Origin of the sequence: Cognatundibacterium curvum (assembly GCF_014284235.1) — a bacterium.
In the GTDB taxonomy this organism is placed as follows: Bacteria; Pseudomonadota; Gammaproteobacteria; order Burkholderiales; family Burkholderiaceae_D; genus Undibacterium; species Undibacterium curvum.
Genome location: NZ_JACOGD010000004.1, coordinates 48,197 through 73,915 on the forward strand (window position 1 = coordinate 48,197; position 25,719 = coordinate 73,915).

Here is a 25,719-nt window from a genome sequence, read left to right on the forward strand (position 1 = left end):
TGTCAGGTTTGAGGTAAGAACAGGGTTTGTCCGTTATGCTGAAAGCTCTGGATAGGATGACCCAGACATTCGCTGAGCAGAGGGACGGTGAACATCTGATCGCGGCTGCCACTGAGCCAGCGCCCGTCACCCATCAGTAACAGCGCATGGGTGGCAATACGGTGCGCCAGATTGAGGTCATGGCTGACCATCACCACCGATTTTTGTTGTTGCTGACAGAGCTCAGAAAATAATTGCATCACGCTGACCTGATGCGCCAGATCGAGTGCATTGGCTGGCTCATCCAGTAACATGCATTGCGCATCCTGCGCCAGCAAAGCAGCGATTGCGACGCGCTGACGCTCACCGCCGGACAGGCTGCGCACATCGCGTTCAGCCAGATCAGCGACATCCAGCGCCTGCAAGGCACGCAAGGCGAGCGCAACATCATCACCGGCATCCCAGTAGTGCGCATCCTGAAACGGGTGTCTGGCACTGAGCACGGTATCTAATGCGCTGTAGCCAAATGCATCGTGCCGGCTTTGTGTCAGATAGGCGCGGATTTTGGCCAGATCGGCCAGCCGCCAGTCGCGGATATCACGCCCTTCGAACAAGACCTCGCCATCGGCTTCAATCTCACGCATACCGCTCAGGGTGCGTAACAGCGTACTTTTGCCCGCACCATTGCGGCCGATGATGCACCAGCATTCACCCGGCTGTACCTGCCAGTGCAGCTTATCGAGCAGACGACGCTGGCCTATATGTAAGTTCAGATAGCGGACTTCCATCAATGCCTCCGCAACTGATGCAACTGCATTAAAAATACCGGTACACCGATCAGTGCCGTAATCACACCGACCGGCAATTGCTGAGGTGCCACCACGGTACGTGCGATGGTGTCGGCAAACACTAAGAAACTGCCGCCCGCCAGGGTTGAAGCCGGGATCAGCAAACGATGATCGGGCCCCAGTGCAAAGCGACAGGCATGCGGCATGATCAGGCCAACAAAGCCAATACTGCCTGCGGTAGAGACCGCACTGGCCGTCAGCAAAGCCGCGCCAAGAAATAAGAATTGACGCAAACGTCCCACATTCACACCCAGCGTATGGGCCGTGTCAGCATGCATGGCAGCGATATTGATGGAACGTGCATAACGCATCGCCAATGTCAGTACCGTACCCCATACCAGCCACGGCATCCAGCGCGATTGCGATGCGGACAAATCGCCTATCATCCAAAACACCATGCCGCGCAAACGACTGTCCGGCGCCACCGATAACATCAGCGTGATCAGCGCACCGCAGCCCGCCGCGACGATCACACCGGTCAGTAATAACAAGGGCGCGCTGCCATCGCTGCTGCCATTCCCTTTAAAGTCGCGATAAGCCAGCGCGAACAGCAGCAAGGCTACTGCCAGTGCACCGCAAAACGCAGCCAGATCGATCATCCACAGGCTGCCGTAAAATAAAATCATGGCCAGAGCTGCCACCGAGGCACCGCCGGAAATACCCAGCACATAAGGATCGGCCAGCGGATTGCGCAATAAGGCTTGCATCATCACGCCGGACAAGGCCAAGGTGGCACCGGTCACAAAACCGGTCATCGCGCGACTCAGGCGCAGATCCAGCAGGCTGGAGGCCAGCGTTGTATTGTCCTGTCCCTGTACCATCGCCATCACGGCCTGCCCCAGTTCGGACAAACTCAGCGGCACGGAACCAATCACACAGGCGAAAACGATGCTGCATACAGCGATCGTGATTAAGGCGGGAAGCAGCAAGGCCGGACGACGCGACCAGTGCAAGGTGCGCGTTGATGTGGCAATGCTGTTCGTAAGGCGTGTAGTCATGAAACGACCCGAAATTAGGTGACGCAGTCCTGAGTCAAACAACTGAGCCCGGCCCGGGCCTGCGTCTGGTGTGCTGCCCTCAGGCAGCACATGCAGCTAGTTCAAACTTATTAAGGATACCGTAACAAGACAGCGACAAGCTCAGGCGATACCCGCTTCATTGAAAGCGGCAATCAACCTGCCGCTTGCCGTGTCCGATTAAAGGCTATAAAGGCTAGCCTGTTATTTAAAGCCGTAGTTCACACCCAAAAACAGCGTAGAGCCAGCGGTAGCATAATTTTTCGCCGTTTCGTAATCCTTGTTCAGGGCGTTGTTCCAACGTGCCAGCACTTGCAAGTCTTTGCTCAATTGATAGCTGCCATACAGGTTCAGTAAACCATAACCTGGCAAGACTTTCTTGTTGGCGACATCATCAAAGCGCTGACCGGACAACACGGTTTCCACGCCAAATTTAGCTTTTTCTATGCTGTATTCTGCGGCCAGGCTGCCATGCTTTTTAGCGCGGCGTGCCAGTTGCAAACCGGTGGTGTTATCTTTCGGATTTTGAATATCGACCGAGCCACGCAGCGTCACACCTGCCACTACAGTGCTGCCACCGATAGTCAGGCCAAACATGGTTGCCTGATTCACGTTATAGGCGCAACCGTAAGGATGTGTGCTTTGCTCAACCGGGCAGACATTGGTGCTGACCAGCAGATCAGTTGCCTTATTGCGGTAGTACACAGCGCTCAGCTGGTTATCGCCTTGCTCATAATAGAGACCGATTTCAGCATTCTTGGCTTTTTCCGGCTTGTTGCTGGCGATGCCGTAACCTGGGTAATACAACTCATTGAAAGTCGGTGCACGGAAGCTGGTGCCGTAGCTGCCGTTCACGCGCAAAGCATCGCTCAGTTTGTAACCGTAAGCGATACTGCCAGTGGTGTTATTACCGTAAATCGAGCTGTGATCGTAACGCAGGCTGGCGCTGGCCAGATGGGCATCCTGTTTAAAAATGTAAGAACCCGCCAGCGAGTCAGTCTTACGCTTGCCGTTCAGGACTTTAGTCGTAGCATAGACTTTTTCTTCGCGACGTTCTGCAATCACTTGCAGCACATCTTTGCCAATCGCAAAATTATTCTGGAAGCTGATCAGTTCCTGGCGGGTATCGATCTGGCTTTTGCCATAGGATGCATCGGTATAGCCCTGATCACCGGACTGGGAAATCTGCACAGAAGAAGTCCAGACATCCGAAATTTTTCCCTTACCATACAGCGCCAGAGTTTCCAGAGTCTGCACATTGCGGTCGTCGTAAGAAGGACCCGCATCGAACATTGCATTCAGGCGGCTTTGCATAATGCTGGCGCCGACATCATAGCCTTTCGCCACTTCCAGATTGACCTTGGCATGCAGACTGTCCATTTTGTGACCGTCTTTATCGGCATTATAGGAATAGATACCTGCTGCCGGTTTGGTCACAGAAAAGCCTTCTGCCTCAGTGTGTGCAGCGTTCAGAGAGAAGCTCAGTTTGTCGCTGATAGAACCGGAAATGCCGGTTTGCAGCTGGCGCGCGCCATAGCTGCCCACACCCAGCGATGCGGTTGGTGCCAGTGCACCTGCGGTTTTTTTAGTGAAAATCTGAATCACGCCACCCATCGCATCCGCGCCATACAGGCTGGACAAAGGACCGTAGACGATTTCGATATGATCGATCAGTTGCAGCGGAATCGTGGCCCAGGTTGCGCCACCGGTAGTCGCAGAACCGATGCGTACGCCATCGACTAACACTACGTTCTGGCTGTTATTACCACCACGGATAAACACGGAAGCGTTAGAACCCGCGCCGCCATTGCGCGCAATTTCTATACCGCGTTGTTGCTGCAATAAATCGACGATAGTCGCTGCGCCGGATTTAGCGATGTCTTCTGCGCTGATGACGACATTGTCTGCCAATACGTCTTTAGCGGCTTGCTCCAGGCGGCCTGCGGTAACGATCACGCTGGCAGCGGTCGTCATAGATTGAGATTGGGCGAAAGTTTGCGCTGCAGGGAATGCAGCAGCTATAGCTAATGCCATAGCGAGAGGTTGACGTACAGATTTCATGATGAACCGGGAAAAATTGTTTTGCGACCTAAGTCCCCGTGGGCCGCGCAGAACAAAATGACAGGATGAGAGATGTGCAGACTGGTTTCTGCAAGAAACAACGAAGGCAGCGCATGCGTTCAGGCGCTGACACAGCAAATTGTTGACGAAATCCCCCGTCCGTATCACTTCACGAATGTCTGGCCGGTATCCGGGCTGACAAATATCACCATCTGACCTTCCCATGCAAATTTGCACAGTGGTATAGAGCAATGGCTGGCAGTGACATCAAATAATGCACACTGCAATTTGTACACCGTTGCGGGGGCAGCACACTTTCACGTTTCAAACGAAGCGCATCGTGTTTCCCGTTTAACTGCAGACATGAATATGTCCGCAAGCACCAAAACCCCGCCATTCTATCGGTTGCGGGTGACGACAGCAAGGAAAGAAGCCCGTGACGGACCAATGCGAGGTAAATAGCAGGCTCTGAATAACGCCGGGCAAAGGTTTATCCTGAAGAGAATTTCTTTTCTGCCATGGAAACCCAGGCACTGACCAACTCTTTATGCACCTCGCTCATATCGCTCAGATGAATACCGGCACGATAATTGCCGTCCGACAAAACAACATGGCGCACATTGCCTTTGCAACTCACCCGAAAAATTTCTTTGGGATCTTTGATACTAGGAATTTCTACCAGCATGGGGTAACTACGGGAAGGAGTCAGATTTTCTTCGCTGATCAGCAATATGCCCTCTGCTGAGATATTAATGGCGCGGCACATCAGCAAGCGCCCATCGCTGAGCTTGATGCCGCAGCGCCAGGTCACATTGATACGCGGAGCACGTCTTAATTCCACCATGTTGAGCAAGCTTTCCGTGAGTGCCTGGCACGCCCATATCGATGGTGCGTACCTGTTATTGGCATTAATTAATGCTACATCAAGAAATCAAAATGCGTGCAAGAACCATAAGAAAAGCGCCTGTCGCGGGCAGCAACCCGTTGTGCAATGTCGACATCGCTGGCGGCTGCATCCCAATGGCTCAGAATTTTCAAGACCCCGGCATGGGTCACCAGTATCACTCCGTCCAGGTTTTGCACCTGTAAAGTACGCAGAAAAGCACTGACACGGATAGTCATTTGCATTAAGGATTCGGCTCCGCCGGGCTGGTAATGCACGGTATCGGCGGCCCAGGCATCAATATCAGCGCGGTCTATGCAATCCCAGGGCTGCATTTCCCAGTCGCCGAAATTCAATTCACGCAAACGGTCATCGGTCTGCACAGGCCGGGCCAGCAAGCTGGCCAGCGACAGGCAGCGCTGCAAAGGACTGCTATAAACGGGAAAAGATGGCAAGCTGGCACGCAGACTGGCCGCCGCCTGCGCATTGGCCTGCGCATCAACCGCCAGATCGCTATGTCCATAGCACAGTCCCTCGGCCTGCAGAGGTGCCAGATGACGGATCGCGATCAGCTTCATGCCGCTGCAGAGGCGACCGGATGCGCGAGCAAGCCCAGGTAAAACGCGACTTCAGTGACCTGCTGTACCGCGCCCAGACAATCACCGGTATAGCCGCCGATTTTGCGTACAAACATGCGCGCCATCCAAAAGGCCGCCAGCAGCATCAGAATCAGGGCAGGCAGCAGGCGCTCCACTACGACCGGCTGCCACAACAGGATAGCACCGGCGGGAATAATCACCGTCAGGCAAGCCAGCCCGAACTCATTGGAACTCATATGCTGCGCCAGCGGCTTGGCTTTGCCCTCATCACGCGCATAACTGAGCAACCAGATCAGGCTGCAAGACAGCAAGCGCGATAAAGGATGAGCGATCAGCAAAGCCGGCACCACCAGCACCAGCGGCAAGCTGAACAACAAGGCAAATTTACTCAGCAACATCAGGAAGATACCGATCGCACCATAAGCGCCGACCCGCGAATCCTTCATGATGTCCAGCGTACGCTGCGCTGTCATGCCGCCGCCAAAGCCATCGCAGACATCGGCAAAACCGTCTTCATGAAAAGCGCCGGTCAGCAGGATGCCAGCGATCATAGACAACAAAATCGCAATCGCATTCGGCCACCACTGCGCAGCCGCGATATACACGCTGGCGCTCACCGCACCGACTACCCAACCGACCGCAGGAAAATAGCGCGAGGCCTGATGTAGCCAGGATGCGTCAAATCCCACCCAGGCCGGAATCGGAATGCGGGTAAAAAATTGCAGAGCGATGAAAAACAGACGCAACTGATGCAGCAGCTGTATGCGCAGGGTCGTCATGGCTTACTGACTCTTTTCGCTAACCTGAGCCGAACTGAATGTCGCCATCTGATTCAGGAAATTCACCGCCGCCTGCACCATAGGATAAACCAGTGCCGCACCGGTACCCTCACCCAGACGCAGATCCAGCTTCAATACCGGCTGCACCTGCAAGGCCGCCAACATACGCGCATGTCCACTCTCGTCGGACTGATGTGAGAACACGCAGTAATCCAGTATCGCCGGTTGCAGTCTGGCCGCGACCAGCAAGGCGCTGCTCACGATGAAGCCGTCAATCAGCAAGACCATACGCCGTTGCGCCGCTTCCAGCATCGCGCCGACCATGGTCGCAATCTCAAAACCACCAAAATGCGCCAGCACATCCAGCGGTTGCTGCACATGCGAGTGCAGTGCGACAGCCGCCTCGATCACGCTTTGTTTATGCGAAATACCTTGCGCCGACAAGCCGGTACCGGCGCCGACGCAATCTGCAACCAGAATGCCGGTCAGCTTATGCATGATGGCAGCGGCTGAGGTGGTATTGCCTATGCCCATTTCACCAAAGCCAATCACATTACCGGTGATATCGGCGATTAAAGCACGGCCATTCTGGATCGCGGTTTCGCATTGTTGCGCACTCATCGCAGCGACCTTGGCAAAATTGCGGGTGCCCGGTGCGATCTTGGTATTCCACAAACCCGGACGCACACCAAAATCATGGTTCACGCCGGTATCCGCGATATGCAATGCGATGCCATTCTGGCGCGCAAACACATTGATCGCCGCACCACCAGCCAGAAAATTCTCTACCATTTGCCAGGTCACATCCTGCGGAAATGCAGACACGCCCTCGGCCACCACGCCGTGGTCACCGGCAAAAATGATCATGGCCGGAGCCACCAGTTCAGGTGTGGTGGTTTGCTGGATCAGACCGATTTGTAAAGCCAGTTGTTCCAGCCGTCCCAGACTGCCGGGCGGCTTGGTTTTATCATTAATGGCGAATTCTAATTGCGCGGCCAGTGCTGCGTTCTGCGTGCTCGGTAAAGTTTGCATGCTCAGTAGTAAAATCGGTTAATCAAGACCACCGCCCAGGTAGCGATGGCCATTATCAGTGTCAGCAAGACGGCTGCACTGCCAAAGTCTTTGGCATTTTTGGATAAGCGATGACGCTCCAGCGAGACCCGGTCCACCACCGCCTCTATCGCAGAGTTAATCAGCTCGACCACCAATATCTGCAGCAGCACGGCGATCATCATCAGCTTTTCAAAAGCCGACACCGGCAATAGCAAGGCGATGATGATGCCGATGATGACCAGCACCAGCTCCTGACGAAACGCATGCTCATTGCGCCAGGCGGCGCGAAACCCATCAACCGAATAAAAAAACGCGGAAAAAATCCGGCGCAGCCCGCTTTTACTTTTGAACTCACTGACTGCCGGTTCCTGATCTGACATAAGGCTTCCTTGTATTTACCATGAAGGTTTGCTGGTCAGGCACATCATTGCGCCTGCAGAGTTTGCTGCAGACCTGAACACTGGCTTGATTCCAAGTCAGCAGGCACTGCGGATTTCCAACCCCGCCGAATTTTACCTGACAAAACTGCCATACCTTCAGGCTTTTACGTGTCCGCCAGCATGTTTTTGTATGCAGCCGCCGTCATGCCGTATTTGGAGCATTCACTTTAATCCAGGCTGAGACTGCTGCATTTTGACCACGGAAGCATGACGGTCTTTTCACATTGTGGTATAACAATACATATTGCACTGCACCACGGATACTATGAAAAACGACGCTCCTGCTTCAGAAAAGACTTCTATCCAAGTGATAGAACGTATGGTTGCTCTGCTTGATGCGCTCTCGCGCTATCAGGACCCGGTCAGCCTCAAAGAACTCGCCATCGTCACCGGCCTGCACCCATCCACCGCGCACCGGATTTTGAATGATCTGGTCACCACCCGCTTTGTCGACCGTGCCGAAACCGGCTACTACCAACTCGGTATGCGTCTGCTGGAGCTGGGGAATATCGTCAAAAGCCGCCTCAATGTGCGTGAAGCCGCGCTGGAATTCATGCGTACCCTGCACCGCCAGACCAATCAGACCATTAATCTGTCGGTGCGTCAGGGCGATGAAATCGTCTATATCGACCGCGCTTACTCAGAACGTTCAGGCATGCAGGTAGTACGCGCCATCGGTGGCCGCGCTCCGCTGCATCTGACCTCCACCGGAAAATTATTCCTGTCGCTGGACGAACCCAAAGCCATACGCGCCTATGCGACGCGCACCGGTCTGGCCGGACATAATAAAAATTCGATTACCGATCTCGCCAAGCTGGAACGCGAACTGGCTGAAGTGCGCAGCAATGGCTTCGCGCGCGACAATGAAGAACTGGAACTCGGCGTACGCTGCATGGCCGCCGGCATCCACGACGACAGCGGCAAAATGATCGCCGGCCTGTCCATCTCCGCCCCCGCCGACCGCCTGCAAGAAGACTGGCTCAGCAACCTGACCGACACCGCCACCGAAATCTCACGCGCGCTGGGCTATCGTGGCTAATGATCGAAGCTGATTACCTGGCTTCAGGCTGCATCCGGGTTTGCAGGCGGGTGCAGCTTATCGGATAAAAGTACTCTCTAGTCGAAGCCAATACAACAATCACCCAAATGACAGGCTGCAATTCACACCTGGTGCGGTGCGCAGCGTGACAGCCGCCTACAGCTGGTTTTGCGCATACGTAAAAATCGCTTCATTCAGAAAATCCACCATCTTTGGATGATAGGCATTATGGAAGGTCTTCATATCCGGATTGTCTTGATAGAACAGCGCCATACCGATATAAGCTTCGCGGGAAGGCGGGTAAAACCTGGAGGCGATGGAGTAATGACGCGCGATCAGGGTTTGAATTTCCGATGACGATGGCTGCGCACCATCCAGCAGCGGCGCCAGTTCTTTGTATAAGGCATCCCAGTCCAGATGAACCTGATGCTTATCGACATGCGACCAGTTGTTTGTCTCTGCCAGCGATTTCGTTTGCTCAGCCGCCATCGCTACACGGCAGCGTTCCAGATATTCCGGGGTCGGATGTTGAGGGGTCATAAAATAGGTAGTTTCCAATGTAGATGCGCGTGTAGCGCTAAGATTTTTTAAATGCTGCCATGAAAGCTGAACTGCAACTGCATCCTTGATTTCATGCCGCCTCTCCTGCAATAGCCTGGATTGTTGCAATATTTGAAAAGCAATATCTTAATACAATTTCAGCAACATGCTTCCATCATGTTAAAGGACGCATACTGGATGCGACATTTCGCCAGCCGACGGCAGGCCAATTCCATCTGCCAAGTCTATCGACAATTCAAGGTCTTGAAAAAGGAATGCCTGGCAGCTCAGGCGATCAGTTCCAAGCTGACCCATCCGCCAGTGTTAAGCGTTTCCTCAACATGGCTGCGCCCTGGTAGGCGAGCTTCGAGAGTATTCAGCGTGTAACTGCGGAGTGATACTCTGACCCGCTCAGGACAGTAAGAATTCCAGAGGACAGAGTAGCCAAATCCGTGATCATCGTGCGCTGTTTCACCGTAAAATTGAGTCCCCGCCGAAGACTCGAGCCTGAAGCTGTACTTATCTCGCAGCACAGGCGCAGCCCTAAGTGCCGCAAAAATCTCGGCCTCTGATTTAAAATCAGCTTCTGTAGCAGCGGGTTTGTCAGGAAACAGTTCTTCTATAGTTTTACCCGCATGACTGGTGGATGCTGTTTCAAGAAAAGTGACGGTTATCACTTGCCCCGCCTGAATGGGATACTCACTGATCCATGTGAGGTGGCAAGACTCGCCAACTGCCGGGTATCTCCCCCCAAATAAATCAACACTAGGCAGTTGACCGTCTATGCGAGTTCCGCCAACACGGACGTTGATTACGTCGTACCCATCCATCGATACGGTCGCAAGAAGTTGCTGATCAATAGCTACGCTGAGTGCGGGCATGTTTATCGCCTGATTGCTTTAATGTGGGAAAACTAAACTAACACATCAATATATTTTCAACAACCAAACAGCTATCTACTCAAAGGCACAGGCTTGCAGCAACATTGAATCAAACCGAACAAAGCGAGTGATATAGCAGCATTGATTTGTAGAGTATTAACATTTAATATACACCTATTGCAAATAGGATATACACCTGTGCGGATGTATAGTAAACGTCAGGCCTTTTGAACCGTCACTCACCACCATACAGAATAAAAATCAACCATGGCAAATCTACGGGTATTTATATCTTCAACTTGCTACGACCTTTCTGTCGTTCGTGGTCAACTTCGGAATTTCATCGAGAGTATTGGCTACGAACCCGTCATGAGTGACTACAACGATGTGGTTTATGACCCTCGGGCACATACTCACACCAGTTGCATAGATGAGGTCTCTTCCTGCGATGTGGTCGTTGTAATCATCGGCTCTCGATTCGGCGGAAAAGTAGTTCCGCAAGCTCTTGCAAGCGTTGATATTGATTCCTTGATGACCGCATCGAAGAGCATTGAAACATTAAAACACCAGGAGAGCATCTCCATTACACAGCTCGAAGTCCTTAAGGCTATTGAGAAATCAATTCCTGTTTTTGCCTTCGTTGATGATCGCGTATCACAAAACCATCTTGATTACGAAAAGAACAAAAACAAACCATTCATTGATAGCTTTGAATTCTCATCGATTGAGAAGCCGGAAACGGCGAAATTCATCTTTGAATTTATAAATTTTCTGCGCCATCGTTCAATCAACAACAGCGTAACAAACTACGCTAAATATCAAGACATTGAAGACGCTCTGAGAAAACAGTGGTCCGGCTTATTTCAGAGATTACTTTCTGAACAACGTAACAAGCAAGTCGAATTGCGTCGAATCGACGCTTTAACAGAGCAGTTTGAAGACCTGAGGGCAGCTATCCTTACTACCATTGGAAGCAAAAATGAACGTGAAGTGGCACGTGGGGTCGTGAGATTTAGGCGACTTTTTGACTTCTTGCGGGGATTCGACATCCCTGATTATGCATTCGTATTGACGGAGACGCATTCTTGGGCTGAATTTCTCAAACATCTCGATGTTGTTGAAGTACGGGAAGCGGAAGGATTGCGGGACGTGAGGGCATACGGACCACGCCCAATGCATTTCCTTGTTAAGGGCGATGGCACTTTTTATGAAACTCGTTTTCCCTTACGTGTTGCCGATTTAAGTATGGACTGGGATGCCTTGACCCGCCTTGAGTCGGAAGTGCGAGCAATTATTTTCGACGCTCTCAATGAAATGCGTGCATCTCCATCAAACCGATATGTTCGCTATGTTCCTCAGCAGTTGGAGGAATATCTCATCAAGCACGGCCAAGAACTTAGATTCTCAAATGATGAAGCAGATCCGACCGCAGTTGTCTAACAAGTCAATCAACCGAATGCCCAAAAGCTGCGCTTTTGGGTGTCCTCCACTGCGCTCCGGCGCCGGTTATGTCCAACGTTATGCCTTTGAGTTTCACCAAATATGAAGATTGACATTTCATTTACTTGCAATTGCGGCCAAAGAATTTCGGAAACTTTTCCCTGCCCTGAGCCTAACTTTATGGCAGAAAGAAACAAAGACAGCTATTCCGAAAACTATGAATCAGCTTATTGTGAAAGCTGCGGAACAAATTACAACGTAACCATAATGAATTCGTTTGGCGGGGCAGATGTGTACGTAAATAACGGGGAGATAAACGTCCAAAACAGTGGCCCGTACTACACAGAAGATGATAACGACGAAGAGTTTTACTGGAAAAGCGAATCGCCTGAGTACTACAGAATCCTTAATGACCACCTAGACAGCGCATCAGAACTTTTAAAAGTTGAAGTCAATGAAAAAAACAGATTCAGCCTAAATGTAATGATTTACGGCCATGTCGTAGCAGCAGCGGAAGGCTTTTTATCTTCAATGTTCATCAGAACAACTGTCGGCCACGAAGAGCTAATACGAAAGCTAGTTGAGACAGATCCTAAATTTTCAGATATGAAGTTCACACTCTCTCAGCTTTTTAAAGAACGAGAGCAAATCAAGGACACAGTCGCAAAGTATCTTCACGACCTCATATTCCACGACTTAAAGAAAATCAAGCCAATGTACAAAGTTGTTCTTGGTCATGATTTTGGTGATATTTCTTGGCTGTTCAAGGCTGTCGCCAAACGGCATCATTGTGTACACCGAGCGGGGCATGATAAAGACGGAACGCCCATTGTTTTTGCCGAAAATGAAGTTTTGGAGCTAATTGACAATATCAAACAGTTGGCTGAAGAGTTGTTATTTACAACAAACAAGCTTGAAGATGCTCTATCAAGGCCGTTTTAATCGGCATAGCAGCCCGATGAACTCAAACGTTGGCACACAAAATGAACAGCCAAAGTGAACTCGTATCAAAGTTGATCATGCCGCTTACTGAGCTTGATACATCGACATTCGATCCAAAACTGGTAATTCTTGCTGCACTTTCATGGCCAACTGACGGATGGATGTTGCTTTAATGTGGATTGAGCAAGGCGTACCTCTTAATGAGGAACTCGTTAGTGCCCTTGAGGCTGTCTCGGCAAACAAGAGCAATGCCCAGACCATTCGTCATAAAGCATTCGCACTCGCAAAAAGGTGGTACCGTGAGCAGCAAAAGCATCATACTATCGACAAATATGGCCCTGCCCACACGCCTATCTAGACGGTCAAGCAGATGCTGCTTGCTTTGCTCGTTGCCCCCGATAAACCTTCGCTCTGAATCACACCTTATGGAATTTTTATGAAGGCAAGCTGGCTGATTATTGTTCTCGTAGCCGCCGCTCTGGCGATCCTCACTTGCTTATCGGGAGCAAAACTATTTGGTATTTTCGAATCCTGGTCAACTGCGCTCAATCCAGATACAAGAAAACTTCTCACGCCTATGTTGATTCTGTTTCCCGCAAGCATCCTGTCTGTACTTGGATTCTACCGCCGGAAAAAATCAGCAAAGCAAGGCGAATAGACTGACACATCAAACACCGCATTGTGTGGGTGTCGATAATGGAATCATCTCTCCCTTGCCTAATGCAGGTTCAATGCGGATGCTGATACGCCGCATGCTATGGATACGATTGGCGCTGGTTAAGCTGGGTGTTAGGCATCACATTGATTGCGTGAGTTTTCGGGCTATTAGTCAAAACACTGCCAGGAATTTTTTATACCCGATTCCGCTTCGTTCTTAACCTAAGCAAACTACTGATACCCTGTTTCTTTATTGCCAATTCCACATCCCCACTTTACAATCAGTCATCATTTTTATCAGGGTCAGCGTGCGTTATGTCTCAACGCTCAACTACCAGCCTAACGAACCGTTGCAGCGGATCGCCTGCGGCGCCCACTGAACTCAAACGTTATACCCCTAGGGAAAGAGCAGAATGAAAATTGTCGCGCCGTGCATGGAATGCCAAAAAGAACTAGGACATCCGTCATTCGAGCCGATATTTGCAGATTACTATGAAGGAGCAGTGGCTTATATAGAGTGCTCCAGAGGGCATAAATCTGCAGTTCTGCTGCAAAGCCAAAAATTCGAAATCCTACTTGAGTCGGCCGCAAACGCACTTCTTGAGGGCTATACGATTGAGGCAGCGTCAAGCCTCTCGGCAGCTTACGAAAGGTTTTTTGAGTTTTCGATTAATGTCTTTTGTAAAAAGAACGCAATCACCAAGCAGGCTCTTGACGAAACATTTAAGCAAGTGTCAAAACAGTCCGAGCGCCAGATTGGGGGCTTTCTTTTTCTTCATCTAATAACTTTTGGTAGCAACTACGCGCTCAGCAAGAGGATTCCAGAATTAAGGAACAAGGTAATCCATCAAGGCTACATACCAACGCCAGAAGAAGTAATAGATTTCGGAGAGCTAATCTATCAAGAAATCTACTCAATAACTCAACTCCTAAAATCCCGCATGCAAAGCGAAATGCAGCAGGTCATCATGGATGACTTGCAATCAAAGAGCGAGAAAATCCCACCAGAAACACCCCGCGCCACATCTACTGGTGCAATGTTCTTTTCTTTATCCATGGCCGAGCAAAAGAGAGACTTTCACGAGGCTCTTGCTTCTTACAAGGATGCTAAGGAAGTGATTTTTGGCTCCGTGCCATACATGAAATTACTTAACAAAGCAGTTTCGCTATATTCAAAATTGCGTGGTGGGGTATAACCCATCATTCAAGCGGGATACCTAACGGCGTCCCTTAATTCAAACGTTTGCGCCATCACCGAGGAGGAAAAATTGGAAGGTCTAAGTGTCATCGTTATCATTGGCTTACTTGTCTATTTCGGATGGATTAAGCCACATCAAAACTGGCTTTCCTGGCCTACGCTTGAACAGTACTGGTCGCGGCATCCTGAATGCCGCACAAACAATGGAGTTAAGTGCTACAACTGCGGGTCAAGAAGCACGAGACATTACGGTTGGAAAGTGAGATCCGATAATCGAAGAATTCACAAATGCAATCAATGCAGTACAGTTCTTTACCGAACCCAAGGCTAGTGCATATCAAAAAAAGCGCTAACCCTGCAGCTCAACCGGACGCTGCGCCATTATGCTGCGCAGCGCCAGTTAGCTCTACGTTAGGCATATAAAGATGAACCGCCTCGTTATATCTATTTTTATCGCGACCATTGCTGGTAGTGTGGCCGTCTGCCTTCTGCCGCCGCCGTGGCTCGCACCCTTGTCTGCGGTCGCAGCTATTTGTGCCGCCATCTTTGCCATCATCGTCAGAATCAAAACAAAGACCCAGCAGCCCTCTGCAAATCCTGTAGCCAGTGCTCTGCTATCGTTAGCCAATCTTCCTGAGCAACCTCTCGCTAAAGTCAGGAAGGGGTGGGCATTAACAATGTTTCTCACGTCAGCAGCATTTCTTATCTCGCTATGCCTCGCGGTTATTGTGCGTGCGAATACCTAAGCCCAGGCTCATGGGACGCACCTCAGGTATACCTTAGGCATTGCAATGATTGAGTGAGTTTTCAGGCCACCAGTCAAAGCACTTTCCGAAAATTTTCCACTAGGTTCATCTGCACTTTCAACCCAAGCAATCTGCTCATGTTTGTTTCATTATTGCCAATCCCATTACCCCGCTTTACAATCAGCTATCATTTGTTATCGGGGGCAGTGCGTTATGTGTCATTGCTCAACAACCAGCCTAAAACATCATTTCTGCTGATTGCGTGCGGTGCCTGCTGAATTCAATCGTTAAAGTCCAAGGTGGGAAAATGGGTTATTTATCAAAAGCAATATTACTTTTACCATCCATAATTTCACTTTCGGCAAATGCCGACAGCGAATTAACCTTAAGTAAAGAATGTAAAAAAGCTGCACCTTTCGTTAAGAAATATGAGCACTTAAATTTGAAAGGTTATCAATGTGGAAATGAGATTCAGGACCTGAAGCGATTTAAGTTAAGTGGATTAAAACTTCTCGCCGCACAGGCTCCTGACGAATATACAAGCAGCGCTTATTATACGAGCAATAAAATTTTTGATGGAGTTATCTCGTATCCAGAAGGTCCTAATGACACTTATGCTTTCGATACAAAAAATGGCCACTTTAGCTTTGGCGGCGGCTCGGATGAAAAGAGTTTAGCCGCAATAAAATACCCATCAAAGTTAGCGAAGGCTTGTAAATCAGGAGAGCTCAAGGCTAACGCTAAAATGAGAATCAAATTTGTACATGACGTTAAAGCGGACAACTGTCAGGAAGGCTCATGGGTATATGATTACGAGATTATTAGTGTTGGTAAGTATTCTTGCAGACCATAAACTCTAACTCATTCATCAAGCGGGACGCGCTAAAGCACGCCCCTTATTTCAAAAGTTTGCCATATGACTACACCTCATCTTGATCCTGTTCGACGAGAAGTCAGAGCACTGGAAGTTGATGCCCCTAAGAGGCCATGGCAAAAAGTGGGGGTGATTGCTGTCGGCGGCTTACGCACTATCGGCTTCGGTAGAAACTCTGAGCTTTTATTGGTCGTATCGAGTGCTGGTCGTGGCATCATTGATTGCACTAACTGCACAAAAATTGCCCGGGATGATGCTGAGTATTATGACGGAGAAGAGTTTTTAGAGGCCAAAGGCATCGGGTCACTTGAAGGAAAAATTATTCGCGTGGCAGGAGTAATTGGGGGAGGGCTGCCAAACAACACACAAGATGGCTGGGCACTTGAAGTAGTCACACTTGATTGGCCGGAGCATGATGTTCTGCTAGTAGAGCCATTCTCAAGCATCTACGATTCGCTCTACGGCAAGCAAGCAAAGTTCAGGAAAATTGCCAGAGAATCCGAGCTAAGGGCGTTTGGCTTTTCTTACACAGGCAAATCGCTGGTGATTGCTACATCCAGCGGCATTACTGTGTATTGGCGTACCTGAGACTAGCAATTCCCTCGAGAGGTACGTTAAACGTTTGACCTCACATAAAGAATATGTTTCTGCAAACCTGCGCACCTCAAATCCCTCAATATCGCAACACCGGTGAGCTACAAAGCTGGAATGCCTGAAGATGTCGCCCAACACGTGACTCCACCACACTGATTGTGGACGCTGGTGAAGCTTCCCACCGTGACACAGCAGCATGCGCTTAGTGCCTCGCTCCCCCCCCTACTCCGCTTCGTTCCTTAACGATGCAGGGAACTAACCCGCACAACTCAAAACGACGACCCCGGTTGCTGCAGGAAGCTGAGTTCTGCTTCGGTGGATGTGCGGTCCAGGATGGCGTTGCGGTGAGGGTAGCGGCCGAACTGGTCGATGATGGCTTTGTGGCGTAGTTCGAACTGATAGGTGTTACCAAAAGCCAGTTCGCGATACAGGACTTCGGCGTCCTGATGCACGAGCGCGGATTCGCTGTGCATGTAAGGCAGGTAGGCGAAGCTGCGTTGCACCGGACTCAGTTCCTGTGTCATGCCGTTGCGCTGCATTTCCTGCGCCAGCACCAGTGCCATGCCATCCTGACTAAAGGCCAGCGGGGTGCCGCGATGGATGTTTCTGGAAAACTGATCGAGTACGATGATTTCTGCCAGTCGTCCCTGTGCATGTTCACGCCAGGACGCATATTCTGCGCGGCTGGCAGCTTGCCATACTGCGCCAAATTCCTGCGCGATGCGCTGATCCAGTGCGGCATCGACTTTCCACCAGTCGGCAGGCTGTAATTGTTCAAACCAAAAGTTCAGTATCTGTTGCCACATGGTGTTAGTCCTGTTGATGTTTATTGATGTTTGTTGATGTTGACCGTACTGGTGGGCCAGAGCTGGCTGAGTGCGGCTTAACGGAACTGGCTGAGCTGGCCTTGTGGCCCGGCGCAAGCGAGGCTGAAGAAGGCCTGACCATTGCTGGCGGTCAGTGATTCCTGCACCTCATTTTTCACCTCATTGTTCACTTCATTTTGTGCAGCTGCCGCTGCTGTGCCGCGCGTAGCCTGGCGCCGGTATTTGCCGATTAAGGAAGTCGCGATCAGGCTTTGCTGCGCATCTTTCAACACGCCTTGCACATGGCTGGATGAGACGGTACCGACGAAGTAGTTGGCGGGGGCTGCATTGTCTTCCACGCCGTTCAGCAAGCTGGCAGTGATGCGGTTGCCATCGCGTTGTATCAGCGCCCTGCCCTGGCTAAGCTGCCAGTTGGCGCCCGCGTCCGGCGTGCCCATCACATAGCTGCAGAGCGCAGTCTGCTGCTGTGCCTGTGCAGAACTGGGCAGACTCAGTGCTGGCAGTGCGAACACTGCGATCACAGCGAAGAGCGCGGGGAATTTCATACAGTTTCCTTTCAGGGCTGACAGCGCAGTGGTGCGCCGTCAGCTTTACAGTGCCGCGCCGAAGCGTTCCAGTCGCGGCAAATAATAGTGATCGCCATTCAGGGAAAACATCAGGCGCTTGACCTGGCCGGTGATCAGTTCGCGTTTTACCAGACCAATATAGCGTGAATCGCGGCTGTTATCGCGATTATCGCCCAACATCAGATACTGTCCCTGCGGTACGGTGACCGGACCAAAGCTGCGCATGGCGGGACGCTCAGGCATGACGATGATGGAGTGATTCAGGCTGCTCAGCTGTTCGCGGAAGACCTGCTGTTCGCCTGCGTATTCGCGCTTAGGCGTGAGGTGATCGGGGCTGGTGGCAGACTGTGCTTCATAGCTGGCAGACTGGCCGTTGATGAACAGGCGCTCATCGCGCATTTCCACTACATCGCCGGGAATAGCGACCAGGCGCTTGACCAGGCGGGTGCCGTCTTCGGGCGAGGAAAAGGTCACGATATCACCACGCTGCGGATCAGCCAGGGGTTTGAGGATGACGTCGGTGAATGGCAGTTTCAGGTCATAGGCGGTGCGGTCGCAAATCACGCGGTCGCCCTCAAGCAAGGTCGGATACATAGAGCTGGACGGCACCAGATAATAGTCAGCCAGCGCACTGCGCACCAGCACCATGCCCAGCATGAAGGCGATAAAGCCCTTGTTATCGGCAATCAGTTTTTTGAGTTTCAGCATAAGAGGACTCCTGCAGGCGTTGAATGAGGCAGCGGCCAGCCCGTGTTTCCAGACATTTACACGAATACACGAATTGGCCCTGCTGCATACAGACAAAAAAATACCCCGAAAGTTCGGGGTATTTTTTATTCATCTGAAACGCAGAATTATTTTGCGTTCATCAATGCCACTGTAGTGTCGAGCATACGGTTGGAGAAGCCCCACTCGTTGTCGTACCAGCTGGATACTTTGACCAGACGGCCATTCACTTTAGTCAGTGTTTCGTCGTAGGTGGAAGAAGCTGGGTTGTGGTTGAAGTCAACAGACACCAGAGGTGCTTTGTTGTAGTCCAGGATGCCTTTCAGGGCGCCTTCGGACGCATCTTTCAACACTTTGTTGATTTCTTCAACAGTAGTGTCGCGGGAAGCGATGAAAGTCAGATCAACCACGGAAACGTTGATGGTTGGAACGCGCATTGCGTAGCCATCCAGTTTGCCGTTCAGTTCTGGCAGAACCAGGCCAACCGCTGCAGCTGCACCGGTTTTGGTCGGGATCATGCTCATGGTAGCGGAACGGGCGCGACGCAGGTCTTCGTGCATCACGTCTGTCAGCACCTGATCATTGGTGTAAGCATGGATAGTCGTCATCAGACCACTTTCGATGCCGATCGCGTCGTGCAGCGGTTTTGCCAACGGAGCCAGGCAGTTAGTGGTGCAGGATGCGTTGGAGATCACAGTATCAGTTGCTTTCAGAACGCCGTGGTTGACGCCGTACACAACAGTCGCGTCGACATCTTTACCGCCTGGAGCGGAGATGATGACTTTTTTCGCGCCGCCAGCCAGATGGGCAGATGCTTTTTCTTTGGTCGTGAAGAAGCCTGTGCATTCCAGCACGACGTCTACATTCAGTTCACCCCAAGGGATGTTGGCTGGATTGCGTTCTGCGAATACTTTGATTTTATCGCCGTTGACGATCATGGTATCGCCTTCAACGCTGACGGTGCCAGGGAACTTGCCGTGGGCTGTGTCATAGCGTGTCAGGTGCGCGTTGGACTCTGCATTGCCGAGGTCGTTGATCGCTACGATCTGGATCTCATTTTTGAATTTACCACCTTCGTAGTGAGCGCGAAGGATGTTACGGCCGATACGGCCGTAGCCGTTAATTGCGACGCGAATCGTCATGGTTTTATCTCCAAAGGACTATTTACAACTATCAATAAACAACAAAAATCGTCTAGTCTGATGCGGCTGCAGGTTCTGCTGAATTTGCTGCTGAATTTGCTGCTGCAGATTCTGCTACAAGTTCTGCTACAAGTCTGGTACCACTGCGTCCCGGTCATGCCGGGACCGCATACATCATCCTGTTAATGAATTGCTGCAGACGTCGGCATTGCCTGCACAGAGGCCAGCAGCACTGCCAGATCGCGCCAGCCATAGCCGCTTTCTTTCAGATCCACGCCATCCCAGCTGAATTCCTGCTCCAGAATAAATTCCGCACCCAACTCTTCGTAAAAATTGCGCGCTACATTATTTCCGGAGATCAGCCACACTAACAGATTCTGCGCACCTTGCGCCTGCAAAGTACGCGCAACCTTCTGCACCATACGGCGACCGATACCGGAGCGCTGCCAGGCCGGACGCAGATACACCGCGCTCAGTTCAGCAGTGAAGCCATGTTTGGCGCGCTCAAGCAACATGCCGGAAGCGAAGCCGATAATATGCCCTTCACTTTCCGCGACATACACACAGGCGCGGTCACCCGCTGTAGGCAAGGCTTCCAGCACTGTTTTCCAGTGCAGGAAGCTGTCCTCTATGCGCATTTCATCCAGATAGGAATCTGGAATCATGCCACGGTAGGTAGTCTGCCAGCTTTCCACCCGGACTGCGGCGATGGCTTCTGCGTCGGCGACTGTAGCACGACGCAGGCTGACTTCCTTGATACTGCTCATCATTTCCGACATAGTGTTCCTGACTTCCATCATGCCAGCGTTGCTTTAACCTGAGCGACGACGTTGTCTACGGTGAAGCCGAAATGTTTAAACAAAACGCCAGCCGGTGCAGATTCACCAAAGGTGTCGATACCAACGACTGCGCCTTCCAGACCGACATACTTGTACCAGAAGCTGGTGACGCCGGCTTCGATTGCGATGCGTGGCAAGCCTTTGCCCAATACTGCAGCCTTGTAAGCGGCATCCTGACGGTCAAACACATCAGTAGACGGCATGGAGACCACGCGTACTGCGATGCCCTGCTCTGCCAATGCAGCTGCGGATTTCACGGCCAGTTCGATTTCAGAACCGGTTGCGATCAGCACGGCTTTCGCTTCTGCTGCGTCCTGCAACACATAGCCACCACGCTGGATATCAGCGATCTGCTGCGCGCTACGTTCCTGGTAAGGCAGATTTTGACGCGAGAAAATCAAGGTGGATGGACCATCATTGCGTTTCACCGCATGGGCCCAGGCCGCTGCAGATTCCACGGTGTCGCATGGACGCCAGTTATCCAGATTCGGGATCAGGCGCATGCTGGAAATGTGTTCCACTGACTGATGGGTAGGACCATCTTCGCCCAGACCGATAGAGTCATGCGTGAAGACGAACAGGCTGCGGATTTTCATCAGCGCTGCCATGCGAATGGCATTGCGGCTGTAGTCAGAGAAAGTCAGGAAAGTCGCGCCGAAAGGAATGTAGCCGCCATGCAAAGCGATACCGTTCATGATCGCGCTCATACCGAATTCACGCACACCGTAATTGATGTGGTTACCGGCCTGATTGCCACGTACCGCGACGCACTCTTTCCAGTTAGTCAGATTAGAACCGGTCAGATCGGCAGAACCGCCGAGGAATTCAGGCAGCGATGGCGCAAAGGCCTGAATCGCATTCTGGCTGGCTTTACGGGTTGCGATGTTTTCTTTTTTCTCTACGCAGGCAGCGATGGCATTTGCGACGACTTCATCAAAATTCGCAGGCAAATCACCTTTCATACGGCGTGTCAGTTCAGCCGCTTTTTGCGGGAACTGGGCGCTGTAAGTCGCAAACAGGGTATTCCAGGCGGCTTCATTTGCTGCGCCTTCTGCTTTCGCATCCCAGGCGCTGTAGACTTCAGCCGGGATTTCAAATGGCGCGTGGTTCCAGCCCAGATGTGCACGGACTGCAGCGACTTCTTTTTCACCCAATGCTGCACCGTGTACGTTGTGCGTGCCTTCCATGTTAGGAGAGCCTTTACCGATCACGGTTTTGCAGCAGATCAGGGTCGGTTTGTCAGACGTTTTTGCCGCTGTGATCGCTGCGTCGACTGCTTTCGCATCATGACCGTCAACAGCGCGGATCACGTTCCAGCCATAGGCTTCGAAGCGTTTTGGGGTATCGTCAGTGAACCAGCCTTCGACATGACCATCAATCGAGATGCCATTGTCATCCCAGAATGCGATCAGTTTATTCAATTGCAGCGTGCCAGCCAGCGAGCAGGCTTCGTGGGAAATGCCTTCCATCAGGCAGCCGTCACCCATGAAAACATAGGTGTGGTGATCGATCACCGGCAAACCATCCTGATTGAATTCCGCTGCCAGCAGTTTTTCCGCCAGCGCCATACCCACCGCATTGGTGATGCCCTGACCCAGAGGGCCGGTGGTGGTTTCTACGCCCGGTGTGATGTGCACTTCCGGATGTCCTGCAGTTTTGGAATGCAGTTGACGGAAATTGCGGATTTCATCCATCGACAGATCATAGCCAGTCAGATGCAGCAAGGAGTAATGCAGCATAGAGCCATGGCCATTCGACAAAACAAAACGGTCGCGGTTAATCCACTGAGGATGCGCTGGGTTATGACGATAATGGCCCTTCCACAATGCCACAGCGATGTCTGCCATGCCCATAGGCGCACCCGGGTGACCGGAATTGGCTTTTTGAACGGCATCCATAGACAAAACGCGCACGGCGTTTGCCATAGTGGTAAGTGTTGCTGGCTGGAGAGTTGAGATCATGGCAATAGATGATGTTTTGAAGAAACTGGTAAATGAAGCAATTCACGTCAAACCTGAGCGACGTTTCCGTATAGCGACAACAGTTAAGATACATGCTGTCTGTAAGTGATAACTATGATTGCACATTGTAAAGCCCGATATTTTACCAGAGCCAGACGCTCAGAATACAATTGCGGCTTTTGATCAGACCTAATCACCATGGATGGCTTGCATTTAACCGCAGATTGTTTTGACTGCACGGCAGAAATGTCGCTTTTCCTGGAGGCCGACCTGTTGTCCGCCTTTGTTGCATCTTGTGTAAAAGATACCGGCCTGACACTGGTCGGCGAAAAATATGTCTCGTTTAGCAATCCCGACCAGAGCCCGGCGGGCGTCACCGGCACTGCGCTATTGGCGGAATCCCATGTGGCGCTGCATACCTGGCCGGAACTGAAGGCGGTCACACTGGATGTGTATGTCTGTAATTTCACGCAAGACAACAGCGTCAAGGCGCGTCAGTTGCTGGAATTGCTGATACAGCGCTTTGACCCGGCCCGCTGCACCCGTCAGGAGTTACAGCGCGGCAGCCCGCAACCAGGTCTGGCGACAGAACAACTGAGCACAGCCACCCATTACCGCACACAAGTGCAACAGCGCATCATGCAAACGCAAAGCCAGTTTCAGCAGATAGAAATCGCCGACACCCGCGATTTCGGCCGCATCATGCGCATCGATCAGGCCATGATGACGTCGGAAAAAGATGAATTCTTTTACCATGAAAATCTGGTGCATCCGGCCGCCATCACCCATCCCGAACCAAAAACCGCACTGATTATCGGCGGTGGCGACGGTGGCTCCAGCCGTCAGTTACTCAAGCATCCAAGCATAGAACGCATAGTATTGTGTGAAATCGATGAAGAAGTGGTCAGCATCGCCCGTGAGTATCTGCCTTCCATCCATCAGGGTGCGCTGAACGATGCCAAGGTGGAACATGTGTATACGGATGGTTTTGCCTATGTGCAAAACTCGGATGAACAGTTTGATCTGATCTTGCTGGACCTGACCGACCCACTGAGTCCCGACGGCAGCAGTCTCGCAGCGACTTGCATGACAGAGGATTTTTTCCGCCAATGTTGCGCCAGACTCACAACGCAAGGCATGCTGGTCATGCATTTGGGCAGTCCTTTCTACCACCCACAACGCTATCGTGACACCTTGCACAAACTGGCTGCGGCCTTCCCACTGATAAGGCCCTACTCTGTATTCATCCCTTTATACGGCGCAGAATGGGGCATGGCGGTCGCCAGCCTGGCTGCCGATCCCATTGCACTGACAGGATCAACGGTAAAGAAACGTATCGAACACCGTGGCTTGCAAAACTGCAATTATTACAATGAGCAAACTCATCAGGCGCTGTTTGCGATACCCAATTACCTGCGTGACCTGATGCCAGACCAAAAAATATAGGAATGATCGTGAAGAAACATGCGTGTAAGGACGCTCAGTCCAGCAGGCGACGCGCCAGCAAGGCATTGCCCTTGCTGCTGGCGGGCAGTGCCAGCCTGGTTGCCTGCAGCGAGCAGCCGGTGCAGGAACTGACCCAGATCCGGGATGAATATCAAAACATAGAAGATTGCCGCAAAGACTGGGGCGAAGGCCCGGCCTGCGAACTGCAGCCAGGCAGCAATTTGCAGGAAGCGGCACTGGCGCCAGCGTCCAGCACCACTACTTCCGGCACCAGTAGCTATACCAGCTCGGGCTCGCACGGCTACTACGGTGGTGGCGGCCATTATCTGGGCCCCAGCTATATTGCCGGGGAACGCGAAGCCAGCCGTCAAAGTATGGGCTTGCGTAACTCCCAGTCCGATCATGCGAGTGGCCATAGTGTGAGCCGTAGCCCGGGCGGACGCGGCGCGGTCAGCCGTGGCGGTTTTGGCGGCTCGGCCCATAGTCATTCAGGAGGTGGTTAATGGAACGCATCAGCTTACAGCCGCGCAGCGGCTGGCAACAACAATTCGAACAACTGGGCTTCAGCTACCACTCTATCGACGGCCTGTACTGGGATGAGCGTTATGCCTACCGCTTTACCGAACAGCAAATCGACGTATTGGAACAAGCGACTGAAGACCTGCATCAGATGTGCCTGCAAGCCGTCGATCATGTACTGCGTCACGGCATGCAGGAACGCTTCAGCATTCCACCCAATTTCTGGCAACGCGTGGAACAAAGCTGGCGTGAGCGCGAGTTCTCACTGTACGGCCGTTTTGATCTGAGCTGGAATGGTCAGGGTGCACCGAAAATGCTGCAATACAATGCCGACACACCGACCGGCCTGGTCGAATCCAGCGTGGCGCAATGGTATTGGTTGCAGGATGTATTTCCGGACGCGGATCAGTTCAACTCCATCCATGAAAAACTGATCGCACAATGGCAGCGCTTCCCGCATAAGGGCATGCTGCATTTCGCCTGCATCATGCAGAACGAAGAGGATGAGGGCAATCTGTCTTATCTCCGAGATACCGCGATTCAGGCCGGACTGACCACACGCCAGCTGTGTGTAGAACAAATAGGCTGGGATGCGCAACGTGCACGTCTGGTTGATGACGTCGACCTGGTCATCGATAATCTGTTCAAACTCTATCCCTGGGAATGGCTGAGCCGCGAAGCGTTTTCAACACACCTGGAACAGCCAGACACGCGCATCATAGAACCGGCCTGGAAAATGATTTTATCGAACAAGGCGATCCTGCCGGTACTGTGGGAATTATTCCCCGGCCATCCGAATCTCTTGCCCGCCTTTTTCGACCGCTGGCGCATACAAGGCGATTATGTGAAAAAACCCTTGTATTCACGTGAAGGTGAAAATATCTCGATTTATCGTGGCAGCGAGGTGATCCATACCGATGGCGAATATGGCGCAGAGGGCTATGTATATCAGGCATTTGCACCACAGGCTTTTTTTGACGATGGCATCACACCGGCATACACCTCGATAGGCTCCTGGGTCATCGGCGATCAGGCGGCCGGCATAGGCATACGTGAGGATGCAACCCTGATTACCAAGAATACCAGCCGTTTTGTCCCCCACTATTTTGAATAAGAAAGTCTGC

General features: G+C 51.6%; 27 protein-coding genes and 1 riboswitch. Of the genes, 11 read left to right on the top strand and 16 right to left on the bottom strand.

Going from position 1 to position 25,719, the window contains the following annotated elements; genetic code table 11:
* Window positions 1-2 precede the first annotated feature (2 nt).
* The 8 genes from H8K43_RS08400 to H8K43_RS08435 form a co-directional block, all read right to left on the bottom strand.
* A complete protein-coding gene (locus tag H8K43_RS08400; protein WP_186903427.1) occupies window positions 3-767 on the bottom strand; it encodes an ABC transporter ATP-binding protein in 765 nt (254 codons plus the stop codon).
* Entirely contained in the window at window positions 767-1,825 is a 1,059-nt protein-coding gene (locus H8K43_RS08405; RefSeq protein WP_186903428.1) for a FecCD family ABC transporter permease, read from the bottom strand. The genes H8K43_RS08400 and H8K43_RS08405 overlap by 1 nt, the downstream gene beginning before the upstream one ends.
* A 222-nt stretch (window positions 1,826-2,047) precedes the next feature.
* Entirely contained in the window at window positions 2,048-3,817 is a 1,770-nt protein-coding gene (locus tag H8K43_RS08410) for a TonB-dependent receptor domain-containing protein (RefSeq protein ID WP_230403786.1), read from the bottom strand.
* 251 nt (window positions 3,818-4,068) lie between these two features.
* Window positions 4,069-4,306, bottom strand: a riboswitch (cobalamin riboswitch).
* A gap of 88 nt (window positions 4,307-4,394) precedes the next feature.
* A complete protein-coding gene (locus H8K43_RS08415) occupies window positions 4,395-4,748 on the bottom strand; it encodes a PilZ domain-containing protein (RefSeq protein WP_186903430.1) in 354 nt (117 codons plus the stop codon).
* Between the two features lie 74 nt (window positions 4,749-4,822).
* Window positions 4,823-5,365: a histidine phosphatase family protein gene (locus tag H8K43_RS08420; RefSeq protein ID WP_186903431.1), complete on the bottom strand. Its 543-nt coding sequence runs from the start codon at window positions 5,363-5,365 to the stop codon at window positions 4,823-4,825.
* Window positions 5,362-6,165 (bottom strand): adenosylcobinamide-GDP ribazoletransferase, encoded by an 804-nt coding sequence (locus H8K43_RS08425; protein ID WP_186903432.1) that lies wholly within the window; start codon window positions 6,163-6,165, stop codon window positions 5,362-5,364. Before H8K43_RS08425 ends, H8K43_RS08420 begins: the two co-directional genes overlap by 4 nt.
* 3 nt (window positions 6,166-6,168) lie before the next feature.
* On the bottom strand, window positions 6,169-7,197 hold the full coding sequence (cobT, locus tag H8K43_RS08430) for a nicotinate-nucleotide--dimethylbenzimidazole phosphoribosyltransferase (RefSeq protein WP_186903433.1): 1,029 nt from the start codon (window positions 7,195-7,197) through the stop codon (window positions 6,169-6,171).
* A 2-nt stretch (window positions 7,198-7,199) separates the two neighbouring features.
* On the bottom strand, window positions 7,200-7,598 hold the full coding sequence (locus H8K43_RS08435; RefSeq protein WP_186903434.1) for a diacylglycerol kinase: 399 nt from the start codon (window positions 7,596-7,598) through the stop codon (window positions 7,200-7,202).
* Between the two features lie 325 nt (window positions 7,599-7,923).
* Between H8K43_RS08435 and H8K43_RS08440 the strand changes: the two genes are divergently transcribed.
* Window positions 7,924-8,697, top strand: a complete 774-nt coding sequence (locus tag H8K43_RS08440; RefSeq protein WP_162021130.1) for an IclR family transcriptional regulator — start codon at window positions 7,924-7,926, stop codon at window positions 8,695-8,697.
* Between the two features lie 156 nt (window positions 8,698-8,853).
* Here the strand turns inward: H8K43_RS08440 and H8K43_RS08445 are convergent, their stop codons facing one another.
* Together H8K43_RS08445 and H8K43_RS08450 are read right to left on the bottom strand one after the other, a co-directional pair.
* On the bottom strand, window positions 8,854-9,237 hold the full coding sequence (locus H8K43_RS08445) for a TipAS antibiotic-recognition domain-containing protein (RefSeq protein WP_186903435.1): 384 nt from the start codon (window positions 9,235-9,237) through the stop codon (window positions 8,854-8,856).
* 287 nt (window positions 9,238-9,524) lie between these two features.
* Window positions 9,525-10,118 (bottom strand): hypothetical protein, encoded by a 594-nt coding sequence (locus H8K43_RS08450; protein ID WP_186903436.1) that lies wholly within the window; start codon window positions 10,116-10,118, stop codon window positions 9,525-9,527.
* A gap of 267 nt (window positions 10,119-10,385) precedes the next feature.
* On the opposite strand from H8K43_RS08450, the gene H8K43_RS08455 reads away from it, so the two are divergent.
* The 7 genes from H8K43_RS08455 (at window position 10,386) to H8K43_RS08485 (ending at window position 16,563) form a co-directional block, all read left to right on the top strand.
* Window positions 10,386-11,558: a DUF4062 domain-containing protein gene (locus H8K43_RS08455; protein ID WP_186903437.1), complete on the top strand. Its 1,173-nt coding sequence runs from the start codon at window positions 10,386-10,388 to the stop codon at window positions 11,556-11,558.
* A gap of 180 nt (window positions 11,559-11,738) precedes the next feature.
* The gene (locus tag H8K43_RS08460; protein ID WP_186903438.1) at window positions 11,739-12,500 is read left to right on the top strand and encodes a hypothetical protein; all 762 of its coding nucleotides are present in this window, start codon (window positions 11,739-11,741) and stop codon (window positions 12,498-12,500) included.
* A gap of 436 nt (window positions 12,501-12,936) precedes the next feature.
* The gene (locus H8K43_RS08465; RefSeq protein ID WP_186903439.1) at window positions 12,937-13,158 is read left to right on the top strand and encodes a hypothetical protein; all 222 of its coding nucleotides are present in this window, start codon (window positions 12,937-12,939) and stop codon (window positions 13,156-13,158) included.
* A 412-nt stretch (window positions 13,159-13,570) separates the two neighbouring features.
* Complete coding sequence (locus H8K43_RS08470) at window positions 13,571-14,353, top strand: hypothetical protein (RefSeq protein ID WP_186903440.1); 783 nt, start codon at window positions 13,571-13,573, stop codon at window positions 14,351-14,353.
* A 427-nt stretch (window positions 14,354-14,780) separates the two neighbouring features.
* Window positions 14,781-15,101, top strand: a complete 321-nt coding sequence (locus tag H8K43_RS08475; protein WP_186903441.1) for a hypothetical protein — start codon at window positions 14,781-14,783, stop codon at window positions 15,099-15,101.
* A 307-nt stretch (window positions 15,102-15,408) separates the two neighbouring features.
* Entirely contained in the window at window positions 15,409-15,954 is a 546-nt protein-coding gene (locus tag H8K43_RS08480; RefSeq protein ID WP_186903442.1) for a hypothetical protein, read from the top strand.
* Between the two features lie 63 nt (window positions 15,955-16,017).
* Window positions 16,018-16,563: a hypothetical protein gene (locus H8K43_RS08485; protein ID WP_186903443.1), complete on the top strand. Its 546-nt coding sequence runs from the start codon at window positions 16,018-16,020 to the stop codon at window positions 16,561-16,563.
* 275 nt (window positions 16,564-16,838) lie between these two features.
* Here H8K43_RS08485 and H8K43_RS08490 read toward each other — a convergent pair whose 3' ends face one another.
* From H8K43_RS08490 to tkt, 6 genes are all read right to left on the bottom strand, one after another.
* The gene (locus H8K43_RS08490) at window positions 16,839-17,375 is read right to left on the bottom strand and encodes a DUF924 family protein (RefSeq protein ID WP_186903444.1); all 537 of its coding nucleotides are present in this window, start codon (window positions 17,373-17,375) and stop codon (window positions 16,839-16,841) included.
* 77 nt (window positions 17,376-17,452) lie between these two features.
* Entirely contained in the window at window positions 17,453-17,941 is a 489-nt protein-coding gene (locus H8K43_RS08495; RefSeq protein WP_186903445.1) for a hypothetical protein, read from the bottom strand.
* A gap of 45 nt (window positions 17,942-17,986) precedes the next feature.
* On the bottom strand, window positions 17,987-18,670 hold the full coding sequence (gene lepB, locus H8K43_RS08500; protein WP_186903446.1) for a signal peptidase I: 684 nt from the start codon (window positions 18,668-18,670) through the stop codon (window positions 17,987-17,989).
* A gap of 146 nt (window positions 18,671-18,816) precedes the next feature.
* The gene (gap, locus tag H8K43_RS08505) at window positions 18,817-19,830 is read right to left on the bottom strand and encodes a type I glyceraldehyde-3-phosphate dehydrogenase (protein ID WP_162021140.1); all 1,014 of its coding nucleotides are present in this window, start codon (window positions 19,828-19,830) and stop codon (window positions 18,817-18,819) included.
* A gap of 182 nt (window positions 19,831-20,012) precedes the next feature.
* Window positions 20,013-20,609, bottom strand: a complete 597-nt coding sequence (locus H8K43_RS08510) for a GNAT family N-acetyltransferase (protein ID WP_230403787.1) — start codon at window positions 20,607-20,609, stop codon at window positions 20,013-20,015.
* 17 nt (window positions 20,610-20,626) lie between these two features.
* Window positions 20,627-22,630, bottom strand: coding sequence for a transketolase (gene tkt / locus H8K43_RS08515; RefSeq protein ID WP_186903447.1), 2,004 nt, complete (start codon window positions 22,628-22,630; stop codon window positions 20,627-20,629).
* A gap of 198 nt (window positions 22,631-22,828) precedes the next feature.
* On the opposite strand from tkt, the gene speE reads away from it, so the two are divergent.
* The 3 genes from speE to H8K43_RS08530 are packed head-to-tail and all read left to right on the top strand — an operon-like array spanning window position 22,829 to window position 25,709.
* The gene (speE, locus tag H8K43_RS08520; RefSeq protein ID WP_268970742.1) at window positions 22,829-24,076 is read left to right on the top strand and encodes a polyamine aminopropyltransferase; all 1,248 of its coding nucleotides are present in this window, start codon (window positions 22,829-22,831) and stop codon (window positions 24,074-24,076) included.
* Between the two features lie 8 nt (window positions 24,077-24,084).
* Window positions 24,085-24,579, top strand: a complete 495-nt coding sequence (locus tag H8K43_RS08525; protein ID WP_186903449.1) for a hypothetical protein — start codon at window positions 24,085-24,087, stop codon at window positions 24,577-24,579.
* Window positions 24,579-25,709 (top strand): glutathionylspermidine synthase family protein, encoded by a 1,131-nt coding sequence (locus H8K43_RS08530; protein WP_186903450.1) that lies wholly within the window; start codon window positions 24,579-24,581, stop codon window positions 25,707-25,709. Before H8K43_RS08525 ends, H8K43_RS08530 begins: the two co-directional genes overlap by 1 nt.
* Window positions 25,710-25,719 lie beyond the last annotated feature (10 nt).